The sequence below is a fragment of the Acidovorax sp. ACV01 genome, assembly GCF_014851495.1.
GTDB classification, from domain to species: domain Bacteria; phylum Pseudomonadota; class Gammaproteobacteria; order Burkholderiales; family Burkholderiaceae_C; genus Acidovorax; species Acidovorax radicis.
The window spans coordinates 407,242-421,279 of sequence record NZ_JACUZT010000001.1 but is presented as its reverse complement, the minus strand read 5'-3'; the positions used below and the strand labels follow the sequence as shown (position 1 = coordinate 421,279).

General features: G+C 66.0%; 9 protein-coding genes. 6 read left to right on the top strand and 3 right to left on the bottom strand.

Going from position 1 to position 14,038, the window contains the following annotated elements; translation table 11 throughout:
* Nucleotides 1-101 precede the first annotated feature (101 nt).
* Nucleotides 102-458 (top strand): hypothetical protein, encoded by a 357-nt coding sequence (locus IB243_RS01990; protein ID WP_057271795.1) that lies wholly within the window; start codon nt 102-104, stop codon nt 456-458.
* Between the two features lie 23 nt (nt 459-481).
* Here the strand turns inward: IB243_RS01990 and hrpA are convergent, their stop codons facing one another.
* A complete protein-coding gene (gene hrpA / locus IB243_RS01985; protein WP_192424628.1) occupies nt 482-4,573 on the bottom strand; it encodes an ATP-dependent RNA helicase HrpA in 4,092 nt (1,363 codons plus the stop codon).
* A 142-nt stretch (nt 4,574-4,715) separates the two neighbouring features.
* Here hrpA and IB243_RS01980 point away from each other — a divergent pair, with 142 nt between their 5' ends.
* The 4 genes from IB243_RS01980 (at nt 4,716) to argA (ending at nt 10,725) form a co-directional block, all read left to right on the top strand.
* The gene (locus IB243_RS01980) at nt 4,716-6,596 is read left to right on the top strand and encodes a serine hydrolase (RefSeq protein WP_192424626.1); all 1,881 of its coding nucleotides are present in this window, start codon (nt 4,716-4,718) and stop codon (nt 6,594-6,596) included.
* Nucleotides 6,597-6,932: 336 nt separating this feature from the next.
* Nucleotides 6,933-7,178 (top strand): hypothetical protein, encoded by a 246-nt coding sequence (locus IB243_RS01975; RefSeq protein WP_057224027.1) that lies wholly within the window; start codon nt 6,933-6,935, stop codon nt 7,176-7,178.
* Between the two features lies 1 nt (nt 7,179).
* Nucleotides 7,180-9,294: an AAA family ATPase gene (locus tag IB243_RS01970; RefSeq protein WP_192424625.1), complete on the top strand. Its 2,115-nt coding sequence runs from the start codon at nt 7,180-7,182 to the stop codon at nt 9,292-9,294.
* An 84-nt stretch (nt 9,295-9,378) separates the two neighbouring features.
* Entirely contained in the window at nt 9,379-10,725 is a 1,347-nt protein-coding gene (gene argA / locus IB243_RS01965) for an amino-acid N-acetyltransferase (RefSeq protein WP_010461531.1), read from the top strand.
* Here the strand turns inward: argA and bla are convergent.
* Nucleotides 10,712-11,626, bottom strand: a complete 915-nt coding sequence (gene bla, locus IB243_RS01960) for a class A beta-lactamase (RefSeq protein ID WP_304503437.1) — start codon at nt 11,624-11,626, stop codon at nt 10,712-10,714. The genes argA and bla overlap by 14 nt on opposite strands.
* 98 nt (nt 11,627-11,724) lie before the next feature.
* On the opposite strand from bla, the gene IB243_RS01955 reads away from it, so the two are divergent.
* Entirely contained in the window at nt 11,725-12,600 is an 876-nt protein-coding gene (locus tag IB243_RS01955) for a LysR family transcriptional regulator (protein WP_057271798.1), read from the top strand.
* Between the two features lie 69 nt (nt 12,601-12,669).
* Here IB243_RS01955 and IB243_RS01950 read toward each other — a convergent pair whose 3' ends face one another.
* Nucleotides 12,670-13,992 (bottom strand): MFS transporter, encoded by a 1,323-nt coding sequence (locus IB243_RS01950; RefSeq protein WP_192424620.1) that lies wholly within the window; start codon nt 13,990-13,992, stop codon nt 12,670-12,672.
* Nucleotides 13,993-14,038 lie beyond the last annotated feature (46 nt).

Sequence of the window (14,038 nt, the reverse complement as noted above, 5' to 3'; positions counted from 1 at the left end):
CGGGGCAGCGCAGTGCCAGAACTGCGTGGGCAAATGGGTGCCGGGAAGCGTCGGCTACTATTAACGCCTGGTCTTTTTCTACCCCCCAAAGACTCGACGACATGCTGACCCTCGCCTACTACGCACTGATGCTCCTGGTCGGATACGCCTTCTACCGATACGGGCAGAAACTGCTCAACCAGGGCTCGCGCGACGAGAACGATGAGTTCACCAAACCGCCTGTCGGGCCCATCAGCTTCTTGCTCATTGCCGGTTTGGCGTGTTATCTCTTGTTCGAAGCCCTGCGCGCAGTGGTGCTGCTGCAGATTCCATGCGTTGGCAAGGGCTGCAAAGGGCAGATCTACACCCTGGCGGAGCATTCCGGCCAGTACTGGGCCAACCTGTTTTTTGTGGTGTGGATGGTGCTCGCCCTGGGCTACACGATGTACGTGACGATCAAGATCTGGACCAGGGGGTAAGGCGCAGGCCGCCACCCGGGCCATCAGCTATTGACCTGCGCCCACAGCTTGTCCAGCCGCTTCACGCTCACCGGCTGCGGCGTGCGCAGTTCCTGTGCGAAGAAGCTCACGCGCAGCTCTTCCAGCAGCCAGCGCAGCTCCTGCATGCGCGCGTCCACGGCGCCCTTGCGCTCGGCCACCAGGCGCCAGTAGCGTTGCTCTTGCGGGCGCAACTCGGCCAGCTTGGCGGCGTCGCGGGCAGGGTCGGCGCGGTATTTATCCAGGCGCAGCGTGATGGCCTTGAGGTAGCGGGCGTAGTGCGCCAGTTGCGTCCACGGCGCGGCGGCGATGAAGTTCTTGGGCACCAGGCGTTGCAGCTGCTGCTGCGCATCCTGCGTGGCCTCGGTGGCGTTTTTGGTGTCCTTGATCTTGCGGGCGGCGGCCGCGTATTCGGTAAGGATGGTGGCGGCCAGGCGAGCCACCTCGTTGGCGATCAGCGTGAGGCGGCCCCGGCCCTCTTCCACGCGGCGCTTGAAGGCGTATTCATCGGTGGGTAGCGGGTCGAGCAAAAAGGCCCGGTCCAGCGCCACATCGATGATCTGGGCGCGCAGCTCTTCCTGCGTACCCAGCGGCATGAACGCCACAGCCATCTTCTGCAGGTCGGGGATGTTCTTTTCAAGGTACTTGAGCGCATCCTTGATCTGCAGTGCAAACAGGCGGCGCAGACCTGCGCGGTGTTTGGCGGCTGCGACCTCGGGCTCGTCGAAGACTTCGATCGTCACGGCGTCGCCGCCATCAATGAGTGCCGGAAAGCCGATCAGCGTCTGCCCAGCCTTCCTGATCTCCATGAGCTCGGGCAGCTCGCCGAATGTCCAGGTGGTGTAGCGCTGGCCTGCTGGGGCCGATGGCGTGGCGTTGGCTGGTTTCGTGGGCTGGGCGGGCTGCGCCGCACCTTTTACTCCTGATTTAATAGCTGCCTGCGCTTTATCATCAAGCGCTAGAGGCATATTTGAATCAGATTTCACACCCTCTGCCGCCGCACCACCGAGCTTGAGCCCCGCCAGCGCCTGGAACGCACCGCGCGCCTTGGCGCCCCACTCGGCCTTGAGGGCGCCCAGGTTGCGGCCGTGGCCCAGTTGGCGGCCGTGCTCATCCACCACGCGGAAGTTCATGAACAGGTGCGGGCTGAGCATGTCGAGCTTGAAGTCGGCACGCTTCACATCCAGCGAGGTCTCATCACGCACCTGCTTGAGCAGCACATCGGTCAGGCTGCCGGTGCCAAACCGCTCGGGCGCACCCAGCAATTCGGCCAGGCGCGTGGCGCTGTCGGGCAGCGGCACAAAACGGCTGCGCGGGCGTTGCGGCAGGCTCTTGAGCAGGGCCTGGATCTTGTCCTTGAGCATGCCGGGCACGAGCCATTCGCAGCGTTCGTCGCTCACCTGGTTGAGCACGAAGAGCGGGATGGTCACCGTGATGCCGTCGCGCGCATCGCCGGGCTCGTGCAGGTAGCTGGCCGTGCAGTCCACACCGCCCAGGCGCACCGTCTTGGGAAACGCGTTGGTGGTGATGCCTGCGGCCTCGTGGCGCATGAGCTCGTCGCGCGTGAGTTTGAGCAGCTCCGGTTGCTTTTTTGACTCCTCGCGGTACCACGCCTCAAAGCTGTGGCCGCTGCACACCTCCGGCGGCAGTTGCTGGTCGTAGAAGGCGTAGATGAGTTCGTCGTCCACCAGCACGTCCTGGCGGCGCGACTTGTGCTCCAGCTCTTCGACCTTGGCGATGAGCTTCTGGTTGGCGGCCAGAAACGGCAGCTTGGTCTCCCAGTTGCCGCCCACCAGCGCTTCGCGGATGAACACCTCGCGCGCGGCGTGGGGGTCTACCTTGCCGAAGTTCACGCGGCGGTTGTTGTAGACCACGATGCCGTAGAGCGTGGCGCGCTCCAGCGCCACCACCTCGGCAGATTTCTTCTCCCAGTGCGGGTCGAGCAGCTGCTTGCGCAGCACATGCCCGCCAATCTGCTCCAGCCACTGCGGCTCAATCGCCGCAATGCCCCGGCCAAACAGGCGCGTGGTCTCCACCAGTTCCGACGCCACGATCCAGCGGCCGGGCTTCTTATTCAGGTGCGCGCCCGGGTGTTTGTAGAACTTGATGCCACGTGCGCCCAGGTACCAGTCTTCCTCGTCGCTTTTGGCGCCCACGTTGCCCAGCAAACCGGCCAGCATCGACAAATGCAGTTGCTCATAGCTCGCAGGCTGGGTGTTGATCTGCCACTTGTGCTCGGTGACCACGGTGAGCAGCTGGGTGTGGATGTCGCGCCACTCGCGCAGGCGGCGGATGCTGATGAAGTTCTGGCGCAGCAACTGCTCGTACTGGCGGTTGCTGAGCTTGTGGGTGGCAGCTGGGGCGGCTGGGGCGGCAGAGGATGAAGCAGGCGCTGTCGCAGGGCTGCCACCACCGCTGCGCTGCGCCACCGGCAGGTAGGCCTGCGAAGGTGCCTTCTGCGCGGCCATGGCTTTCTGGGCACGGGCCGATGGCAGGCTGGGCGCCCCGCCCCGGGCCTCGTTGATCCATTTCCACAGCTTGAGGTAGCCGCTGAACTCGCTTTTGTCGTCGTCGAACTTGGCGTGCGCCTGGTCGGCCTGCTGCTGCGCCTCCATGGGGCGGTCGCGCACGTCCTGCACGCTGAGCGCACTGGCAATCACCAGCACCTCATCGAGCGCCTTGCGGTCGCGCGCCTCGATGATCATGCGGCCCACGCGCGGGTCCAGAGGCAGGCGCGACAGTTCCACGCCCATGGGGGTCAGCTCGTTGGCATCGTCCACCGCGCCCAGTTCGGTCAGCAGCTGGTAGCCATCGGCAATCGCGCGGCCCGAGGGCGCCTCGATGAACGGGAACTGCGTCACATCGCCCAGGTGCAGCGACTTCATGCGCAGGATGACGCCTGCGAGCGATGACCGCAGGATTTCGGGGTCGGTAAAACGGGGGCGGCCATTGAAACCGGCCTCGTCGTACAGGCGGATGCAGATGCCGTTGGCCACGCGCCCGCAGCGGCCAGCGCGCTGGTTGGCGGCGGCCTGGCTGACCGGTTCGACCAACAGTTGCTCCACCTTGCTACGAAAACTGTAGCGCTTGACGCGTGCTGTGCCTGCGTCAATGACGTATCGGACCCCTGGCACGGTGAGCGAGGTCTCGGCCACGTTGGTGGCCAGCACGATGCGGCGGCCCGTGTGTCCATCAAAAATGCGGTCCTGCTCGGCCTGGGAGAGGCGTGCAAACAGCGGCAGCACCTCGGCATTGCGCATCACGGGCTGGTGCGACAGGTGCTTGCGCAGGTGGTCGGCGGCCTCGCGGATCTCGCGCTCGCCGGGCAGAAAGACCAGGATGTCGCCCGCTGCATTGCCCTGCCAGAGTTCGTCCACGCCATCGGCAATGGCCTCGTTGAGGCCGTAATCGCGGCTCTCCTCAAAAGGGCGGTAGCGCTGCTCCACCGGAAAGGTGCGGCCCGACACCATGATGACCGGCGCTGGGCCCTTGGCGCTCTCGAAATGCTTGGCAAACCGGTCGGCATCAATCGTGGCGGACGTGACGATGACCTTGAGGTCCGGCCGACGCGGCAGGAGCTGACGCAGATAGCCCAGCAGGAAGTCGATGTTCAGGCTGCGTTCGTGCGCCTCGTCGATGATGATGGTGTCGTAAGCCTTGAGCAGAGGGTCGGTCTGCGTCTCGGCCAGCAAGATGCCGTCGGTCATCAGCTTGACGGAGGCATCCCGGCTCAGGCGGTCCTGGAACCGCACCTTGAAGCCCACCACATCCCCCAGCGGCGTGTTCAGCTCTTCGGCAATGCGCTTGGCCACGCTGCTGGCGGCAATACGGCGTGGCTGGGTGTGGCCGATGAGCTGGCCTTTTTGTCCAGGCTTTGCGTTGCACTTGCCCCGGCCCAGCGCCAGCGCAATCTTGGGCAGCTGCGTGGTCTTGCCCGAGCCGGTTTCACCACACACGATGATGACCTGGTGCTTGCTGATGGCCTCCATGATCTCTTCGCGCTTGCCCGAGACCGGCAGGGACTCGGGAAAAGTAATACGCAGCGGCGCAGTGCGCGGGGCGGTTGGCAAGGTATGGGGAGGCGCGGATTCGGTCATGAAGGGCTGCATTATCCGAGCCGGGCGTTGGCCGCGTGCAACACGGGCCATGCGCACGGTTGCCAGCCCTGGCGGGCAGCTTCCACAATCGCGCCTCTTGACCATCGCCCGACGATGTCTCCGGCCCCCCAGGAATGACCGAATGCCCCCGCAGACATCTGCCCAGAAACGCTTTGACGACAGCCGCTCCGTCCCGCCCACATCGCAACCACGCCGTGACTGGCTGGCATGGGCTGGCACCGCAGCGCTGACGCCCCTGGTGCCCCTGCTGCCGGGTTGTGGCGGCAGCGGCAATGCCTCTCCCACCATGACGGCAACCATTGCCTGGGGACGCACCGAAATACGCCAGGCCATGCAAGGCAGCGAGGTGCGGGCCGCGTCCATCGCACTGATGCACGGCGACCGTATCGTCTGGCAAGAGGCCTTTGGGGCGCTGGATGAGACCTCGGCCACGCCCGCAACACCGGATACACGCTTCAACGTCGGCTCCGTCAGCAAGGTGCTCGCTGCGCTGGCCATCATGGTGCTGGTGGACCGCAGGCTGGTGCAGCTGGATGCGCCCGTGGTGCGCTACCTGCCACAGTTCACGATGCTGTCGGAGGGCTACCGGGACATCACGGTCCGGCACCTGCTGAGCCACGCTTCAGGGCTGCCGGGCACCTATTCCCACAACCTGTTCGCCTTTGCGCCGCTGCCAGGGTATGCGGCGGAACTGGAGGCGGCCATGGCCAACGTGCACCTCAAGCACACGCCCGGAGCCATGGCGGTCTACTGCAATGACGGCTTCACGCTGGTCGAGCGCATCGTGCTCTCGGTCACCGGGCAGGCCTACCCGGCGTTCGTGCAGTCAGCCATCCTCAACCCGCTGGGCATGGCCCGCTCGGGCTACACACTGCAGCCCTTGCCCAAAGGCAGCTTCGCCCACGGCTCCATCCGCAACGCTCAGCAGGGCCAGGAATTCGTGATGGGTTACGCCACGGGCGGGCTGTGCACCACGCCCGGCGACATGATGAAGCTGGCCTCCATGCTCATCCATGGCGGCGAACACGATGGCCAGCGCATCGTGTCCAAAGCCGGCGTCCTGGAAATGGGCAGCGAGCAGAACCAGGGCCTGCGCATCAATCTCAACCCCGACTGGCGCTGGGGCCTGGGCTGGGACAGCACGCGGCAGCAGGGCCTGGGGGCCGCGGGTGTCCTTGCGTGGCAAAAGAGTGGCGACACCATGTTCTACGCCAGCGACTTCTACGTGTTGCCGCAGGCGGGCATGGCCCTGCTGCTCACCGGCAACGCGCCCGGCTTCAAGCCCGGGCCCATTGCCGAGGGCATTCTGCTGCGCGCCTTGCGGGAAACCGGCCAGCTGCCCGCGCTGCCATCCAAGGTATCCACCGCCATCCCGGCGGCGGCGACCTCTTCTTCAAGCGCTGTGGACGCCATGCTGGGCATCTATGGCCGCTCATCCAAGCCGCTGAAAGCCCTCTCACCCGACAGCCAGCAGATCGACCTGTGGGTCTGGTCGGCACAGGCGAAGGACTGGACCCCGCTCTGCGCGGGGCTGCGCCTGCGAAGCGACGGCTGGTGGTGGTCGGAGGCCCAACCCGGCACCCAGTACCGGTGGGAACAGGCCGAAGGCCGCCGCTACCTGCTCTCGCGCGAACCCGCCGCAGCGGGGCACTACTGGGTCACCATGCCCATGGGGCAGCAGATGCCTGCCGCTGCCGCCCCGCTGCCCCCGCAATGGGTCGCACGGATGGACAGCACCTGGCTGCTGGCGAACGAAGCGCCCGAGTCCATTCCACGGGCCCTGGGTGTGGGGGCGGTCGCCCTCCGTGAGCTGCCCGAGCTGCCCGGCTATCTCTTCTGGGACGACAGCCAGTTCCTGCTGCCCCTGTCGGCGGACCGGGCCGGCATGACGGTGCAGGTGCCGCTCAACGACGGCCGCGATCTGGTGGAACTGGTCGTGGAGACGCGCGACAAGGAAGAGTGGATGCACGCGGCTGGCTGGACCTACCGCCGCCAGGGCTGAGCACAGCCCGCCCTTCCACAGGGTTCGGCGAGGCGCTCGCCCGTCCACTGTTCTTTTCATGCGACACATGCAGGCTTTTGCGGGCCCCTCGGCTTGCCAAGCCCCAGGCACCTCGCCACAATTCGCGCTTCTTTCAGGCCTGTGCCCGCCGTAACGGCAGCCCCTGAAAACACTGGAGGTCACCGCTATGTTTGTTCCCTTGTTCGCTCCCGCCTGACCACAGTCCACCGCCCCGGCTGGACTGTGTACGCACTGTCCAGCCTTGGCCCCCCGGCGCCCACACGCGCTCCGCAAGCCCTGGCTCCATTGCCGGGGTTTTTTGTTTGTGGAGTGCACATGAGTGCCAAAAAATTGTCTCGGGCCTACGCCCAGGGTGAAATCAAGAAGCTGCGCCGCATGAAGCAGCCCCTGGTCCTGCTGCTCGAAGCCTCGGGCCCGCCCCGAAACCCTGTGGCCGCCGCGCTGGCCCAACGCAGCCTGTCGAGTGCGGCAGGCAAGCACATCCGAACCCGTGGGGCCCAGCGCCGCGCGGACAACGTCGCCCTGCGCAAGGCGATCCGGAACCCCTTTTTGAACGATTGAGATGAATCCCTTCAACAACCCTGTGCCGCCACACCCGCGGCATCCCATCCCGCACGCGGCCCCGGCCGGTGTGCGCCCCCTGGCTTCCACACCGCAGCCCGCCCCCGTGCGGGCGCAACCGGGCGAGCCGGCCGGAGCTCCAGCCAGCCGAGCCGAGCTCGCCCAGCGCCAGCAGGCGTTGACCGAAGCGGCGCTGCAACTGAAGGCCGAGCTTTTTGGCATCGACGACGTGATCGACCGCGTGATCGATGCCATCCGCGCCTGGTACGTGTTGCCCCAGCTCATCACCCGTCCCGTCATCGTCTGCCTGTGGGGCCTCACGGGCACGGGCAAGACGCAACTCACGCGGCGCCTGGCGCAACTGCTGGGCTTTTACGACCGTTTTGTGGAAGTGCAGATGGACGGCTTCAGCCACGGCGCGAGCTACCGCAGCTCGTCCATCTCCGGCATGCTGGGCGACTCCGGCATCCACGAGGGCGCGCCGGGCATGCTGGTGCTGGACGAATTCCAGCGCTTTCGCACGGTGAGCACCAAGGGCGAGGAGGTCAAGGTGGAGCGCTACCAGGATGTCTGGACGCTGCTGTCCGACGGGCGCCTGCCGCCCGCGCTGAGTGCCCTCACCAACATCGAGCGCAAGCTGGCCGACGCGCACTACGAAGCCGAACGGGCCGACGACAACGAAGATGAGCGCGCTGGCAAGAAACCCTACCGCTTCCAGCTCGACGCCTGGGATGCGCAGGAGCTCAAGCGCATGCTCAAGCTCTCGGAGCCCCTGGCCGAGATCATGCAGTGGCCGCCCACACAGGTGCAGGCACTGTTCACACGGTTTCAGCAATCGCTTTCGTCCTGGGAGACCGACTACAGCAAGCTGCTGGTGTTCGTCTGCGGCAACCTCGACGAGATGTACCACGAGACCGCCCAGCGCGTGGAAGACTGCGACACCGATGCCGACATCTTCCACCGCCTCACGCGCAAGCTCTCGCTCATCGACGTGAAGAAAGCACTCTCCGAGCGTTTCAAGCCCGAGCAGATTGCGCGGCTGGGCAACGAGCATGTGATCTACCCCTCGTTCAACAAGGCCACCTACGAGCAGCTCATCCGCAACCTGTGCACGCGGTACTGCGACGACATTGCCGCCCAGTGCGGCGTGCGCTTTGCCATCGGGCAGGACGTGCTGGATGAGCTGTATGCCAACGCGGTGTTTCCGGCGCAGGGCACGCGGCCGCTGTTCTCGTCGGTGCACGCGATCCTGAGCGCCAACCTGGTCAACGCCGCGCTGTGGGTGCTGGAGCAGCAGCTGCCCCTGGCGCAGGACTTTGCCATCGCGCTGGCAGCGGACAAGCGCCATCTGGTGGTGCATGGTCTCGGTGGCCAGGGCGATGTGCAGCAGGCGCAGTTTGGGGTGACTCTGGAGCTCAACCGGCTCAAGCAGCGCGCCAATGCCGACTTCCGCGCCTTGCTGGCGGTGCATGAAGCGGGCCACGGGCTGGTCTACTGCCTGCTGTTTGGCCAGGCCCCGCAGGAGGTGAAGATCAACATCGCCTCGTTCGAGGGCGGCTACAACAGCTTCGCGGGCCTCAAGGTCACCACCCGGCAGAACGCACTGGACATGATGTGCGTGGGCCTGGCGGGCCGCGTGGCCGAGGAGCTGGTGTTTGGCGAAATGGCCTGCACGACGGGCGCCGAGCAGGACTACAAGCAGGTCACGGCCGAAGCGGCGCGGTTCATCCGCCACCATGGCTTTGGCACGCGCCTGTCCCGAACCGACGTGACGGTGGAGCTGGACAACCACCTCAACACCGACGTGGAACCCAGCAACGCCGCCATCGAGGAACTGCTGCAGTCCCAATACCAGCGTGCCAGTACCCTGCTGGGCCAGCACCGGGGTGCCCTCACCCGCCTGGTAGAGGCACTGATGGACCACGGGATGATCGCCCAGCCCGAGATGCAGGCGCTGATGGCCCAGAGTGGCGTCGCCATTGCGGTGGCAGCCCACACGGGGCCTGACGAAGCCCTGATCCTGGAGCCCTTTGCGGCCCGGCTGGCCGCGTTTCAGCAACAAACCGGGGGGCAGCCGGCACATGCCCCAGACAGCGAAAGCCCTGCATGCTTATGATGCGCGACTTGGCGGCCATACCGGGCCGCCTGTTGTTGCCGGTTTTTCCTTCGTTTCAAGGCCCGCCCCACCGCACCCTCCGCCATGTCCGCTGTCTTCAACTTCACCTTCGTCCCCTGGTTCCGCTCGGTGGCGCCCTACATCCACAAGTTCCGCAACCAGACCTTCGTGATCGGACTCACGGGGGAAGGCATTGCGGCGGGCAAGCTGCACAACATTGCGCAGGATCTGGCGCTGATCCAGGCCATGGGCGTGCGCATCGTGCTGGTGCACGGCTTTCGCCCGCAGGTGAACGAGCAACTGGCGGCCAAGGGCCATGCGGCGAAATACTCGCACGGCATCCGCATCACGGATTCGGTGGCGCTGGACTGTGCCCAGGAGGCTGCGGGCCAGCTGCGCTATGAGATCGAAGCCGCGTTCAGCCAGGGCCTGCCCAACACGCCCATGGCGGGCGCCACGGTGCGGGTGATTTCGGGCAACTTCCTCACCGCGCGTCCCGTGGGCATCATGGACGGGGTGGATTTTCAGCACTCGGGCCTGGTGCGCAAGGTGGATGTGGCAGGCATCCAGCGCACGCTGGACATGGGTGCACTGGTGCTGCTGTCGCCGTTTGGCTTCTCGCCCACGGGCGAGGCTTTCAACCTGAGCATGGAAGAAGTGGCCACCAGTGTGGCCATTGAGATGCGCGCGGACAAGCTGATCTTCTTGAGCGAGGTGCAAGGCATCCGCATGAAACCGGAAGAGCCCGAGAGCGAAGACAACCCCATCGACACCGAGCTTCCACTGGCTGCCGCGCAGGCCCTGCTGGCCACGCTGCCCACGGCGCAGACGCCCACCGACACGGGCTTTTACCTGCAGCACTGCGTAAAGGCCTGCAAGGCCGGCGTGGAGCGCAGCCACATCCTGCCGTTTGCGGTGGACGGGTCGCTGCTGCTCGAGGTGTATGTGCACGACGGCATCGGCACCATGGTCATCGACGAAAAACTGGAAGAACTGCGCGAGGCCACCATCGACGACGTGGGCGGCATCCTGCAGCTCATCGAGCCCTTCGAGAAGGACGGCACCCTGGTCAAGCGCGACCGCACCGAGATCGAGCGCGACATCGCCGCCTACACCATCATCGAACACGACGGCGTGATCTTTGGCTGCGCGGCGCTGTACCCCTACCCCGAGGCCAAGACGGCCGAGATGGCTGCCGTCACCGTATCACCGCAAAGCCAGGGCACGGGTGATGGTGAAAAACTGCTCAAGCGCATTGAGCAGCGCGCCCGCGCCGCCGGGCTGGACAGCATCTTCGTGCTGACCACCCGCACCATGCACTGGTTCATCAAGCGTGGTTTTCAGAGCGTGGACCCAGACTGGCTGCCCGAAGCCCGCAAGCGCAAGTACAACTGGGACCGCAAGAGTCAGGTGCTGGTCAAAAAGCTCTGAACGTTTCGCGCGCTGCAGCCACGGCGCGCGCCACTTGCGCAATCGCCGCATCGCGCTGTTCCGGCTTGGCCTTAGACCGCGTGAGGTAACACGTCACCAGCACCGGTGCGCCACCAGCTGGGGGCCACAAAACCGCCACGTCGTTGGCCGTGCCACTGTCGCCCGCCGTGCCCGTCTTGTCCCCGACTTTCCAGCCTGGCACACCCGCGCGCAGGCGCTTGTCGCCCGTGCTTGTCTCCACCAGCCAGCGCTGCAGCCAGGCGCGTGACGGGGCGGTGAGCACATCGCCCAGCACCAGTTTCTGCAAGGTCTGCAGCATGGCCAGCGGCGTGGTGGTATCGCGCGGGTCGCCCACCTTGGCTTCGTTCAGCGTGGGCTCGGTGCGGTCCAGGCGCGTGGTGCCGTCGCCCAGTGACCGCACAAAGGCCGTGAACCCGGCTGGACCGCCGTGGCGGGCCAGCAGCAGGTTGGCGGCGGTGTTGTCGCTCAGGCTCACGGTGGCAGAACACAGTTCGCCCACCGTCAACCCGCCCCCATCGCCCGCACGGGGGCCGCTGACGGGTGAATACGCCACTACATCGGCCGCCGCGTAGTGCACGCGGGCATCCAGCCGCTCCTTGCCCTGGTCCACCAGCGCCAGCATCCAGCCCGCCAGCACCGCCTTGAAGGTGCTGGCCATGGCAAAACGCTCGTCCTGGCGCCAGCCGAGCGCCAGGCCCGAACCAGTGTCCAGCATGGCCACGCCCAGGCGGCCCTGGGCGAAGTGTTCAATGCGGGCGAGGGTGTCATTCCATTGGCGGGCCGTTGCGTCATGGTTCGCCGCATTGCTGGCAGCCGCGCACCCCCAAAGAGGCATGGCGGTGGCGGCCATCAAACCCAAGGAAAACTGTCGTCTTTGCATATGAAATTGAGGGGTAAGTTGAAGCAAGGCTCGAACGATACGGATATCTGCCCCCCGGCACCATCGACAATAATTGCCGCCAGCCCCCAGAAAAACTTATGCATCTACCTCTCAATGCCCTGCGCGCATTCGAAGCCTCGGCGCGCCACCTGAACCTCACGCGGGCGGCCCAGGAGCTGCACGTGACCCAGACCGCCGTGAGCCAGCACATCCGCAAGCTCGAAGAACGCCTGGGCAAGCCGCTGTTCCGCCGCCTGCCGCGTGGGCTGGCGCTGACGGACGAGGGGCAGGCGCTGCTGCCGGTGGTGACGGAATCGTTCTCTAGCCTGGAGCGCGCCCTGGAAAAACTGGGCGACACCCGCCCGCGCGAGGTGTTGACCGTGGGCGCCGTGGGCACCTTTGCCGTGGGCTGGCTGCTGCCCCGGCTGCGCGACTTTCAACAGGCCTGCCCCTTTGTGGACCTGCGCCTGCTCACACACAACAACCGGGTGGACATGGCGGGCGAAGGGCTGGACTGCGCGATCCGCTTTGGCGACGGCGCCTGGCATGGCACGCATGCCGAACGCATCATGGACGCGCCCATGTCCGTGATGTGTTCGCCCGCGCTGGCCCACGGCCTGCGAACGGCGGCCGACCTGGCACGGCAACCACTGCTGCGCAGCTACCGCACCGATGAATGGGCGGCGTGGTTCGAGGCCGCTGGCGCCCCCTGCCCCGTGGTGCGCGGCGCGGTGTTCGACTCGTCCCTCACCCTGGCGGAAGCAGCGGCACAAGGCGCCGGCATGGCATTGCTGCCGGTGAAGATGTTCACGCGCGAACTGCAGCAAGGCCGGCTGGTGCAGCCCTTTGCCCAAGAACTGCACCGGGGCGCCTACTGGCTCACGCGGTTGCAGTCGCGCCCGGCCACAGACGCCCTGGTGGCGTTCAGCGACTGGCTCAGGGCCCAGGCCCGCATGGCGGCGGAAGAAATATGAAGGGAATTGGCCTCCAGCGCTTGTTCATCAAGCGCAAATAGCTATTGAAACAATAGCACCAATATCCCATCAGGCCACACGACGCCGAGGCCCCGCCGCCACCATCAACGCCGCCGCCAGCACCAGTGCGCCACTCAGGATGTAAAGGCTCAGGCTGAAGCCGCCCGTGGCCGACTTGATGGCACCCACCATCACCGGCGCCACCACGCCCGCCGTGCCGCCCAGCGTGGTGATGAGCGCAATGCCCATCGCTGCAGCATCCTTGGCCAGCAGGCTGGCGGGCACGGCCCACAGCACCGCGAAGGCGCTGGACACCCCCATGGCCGACAGCGACAGGCAGGCCACGGCCGCCCAGGGGCTGTGCATGAACAGGGTCGTCAGCGACAGCCCCACGGCCCCGAGCACCGCGCCCACGGCAAAGTGCCAGCGCCGCTCTTGCGTGCGGTCTGAATGCCGCGCCACCACCAGCGTGGCAGCGATGCCCAGCGTCGCCGGAACCACCGAGTAGAACCCGATCTGCAGCACCGACAGCCCCATGGACTGCAGCAGGGTGGGCTGCCAGAACGACATGGCGTAGATACCCAGGATCACCAGGAACGAGATGAACCCCAGCAGCCACACCTGCGGGTTGCGCAGTGCGCTGCCAAAGGACTGCGGCGCGCCGCCACCGATGGCTTGCTCCTGCGCCAGATCGCGCCGCACCTGGGCTTTTTCTTGCGATGTGAGCCAGCCCGCCTCCTCGGGGCGGTTGTCGAGCCAGCGATAGGCCAGCACGCCCAGCAACACGCACGGCAACCCCTCCACCACGAAGAGCCACTGCCAGCCGCGCAGGGACAGGGCGCCATCCAGGTACGTCATGGTCAGTCCCGCCAGCGGGCCCGCCACGATGGGTGCCGCTCCGTAGGCCATGAAGAACAGCGCCGTGGCCCGCGCACGCTGCTGCGCCGGGAACCACAGCGTGAGGTAGAACAGCACGCCGGGTGCAAAGCCTGCCTCGAAAACCCCCACCAGGAACCGCAGCACATAGAACTGCGTGGGCGTGGTGACGAACAAGGTGGCCGCCGATGCCAGACCCCACAGCGCCATGATGCGCAGCAGCGTGGCCCGCATGCCCACACGCGCCAGCATCACGTTGCTGGGGATCTCGAACAGCGCGTAGCCGATGAAGAACACCCCGGCCCCGAGGCCGAAGACCGCATCGCCGAAGCCCAGGTCGGCCTTCATCTGCAACTGCGCGTAGCCGATGTTGGTGCGGTCCAGGTAGTTGAAGATGTAGCAGACGAACAGCAGCGGTATGAGCCGCCAGCTGATCTTGCGGTAGAGCGCGTGGGTGCTGGTGTTCTCGGTGGCAGCGGATGCCGGCGCAGCCGCGCCATAGGTGGCCGTGTTCATGGGTTGTCTCCTGGGTTTGTTCTTGTCGCGTGGTGCACCGGCAGTG

Bases quoted from the DNA above. Each gene is read 5' to 3' on its own strand.
- IB243_RS01970 (WP_192424625.1), top strand. From the start codon at position 7,180: ATGAATCCCTTCAACAACCCTGTGCCGCCACACCCGCGGCATCCCATC.
- argA (WP_010461531.1), top strand. From the start codon at position 9,379: ATGTCCGCTGTCTTCAACTTCACCTTCGTCCCCTGGTTCCGCTCGGTG.
- IB243_RS01950 (WP_192424620.1), bottom strand. From the start codon at position 13,992: ATGAACACGGCCACCTATGGCGCGGCTGCGCCGGCATCCGCTGCCACC.
- IB243_RS01975 (WP_057224027.1), top strand. From the start codon at position 6,933: ATGAGTGCCAAAAAATTGTCTCGGGCCTACGCCCAGGGTGAAATCAAG.
- hrpA (WP_192424628.1), bottom strand. From the start codon at position 4,573: ATGACCGAATCCGCGCCTCCCCATACCTTGCCAACCGCCCCGCGCACT.
- IB243_RS01980 (WP_192424626.1), top strand. From the start codon at position 4,716: ATGCCCCCGCAGACATCTGCCCAGAAACGCTTTGACGACAGCCGCTCC.
- bla (WP_304503437.1), bottom strand. From the start codon at position 11,626: ATGCAAAGACGACAGTTTTCCTTGGGTTTGATGGCCGCCACCGCCATG.
- IB243_RS01990 (WP_057271795.1), top strand. From the start codon at position 102: ATGCTGACCCTCGCCTACTACGCACTGATGCTCCTGGTCGGATACGCC.
- IB243_RS01955 (WP_057271798.1), top strand. From the start codon at position 11,725: ATGCATCTACCTCTCAATGCCCTGCGCGCATTCGAAGCCTCGGCGCGC.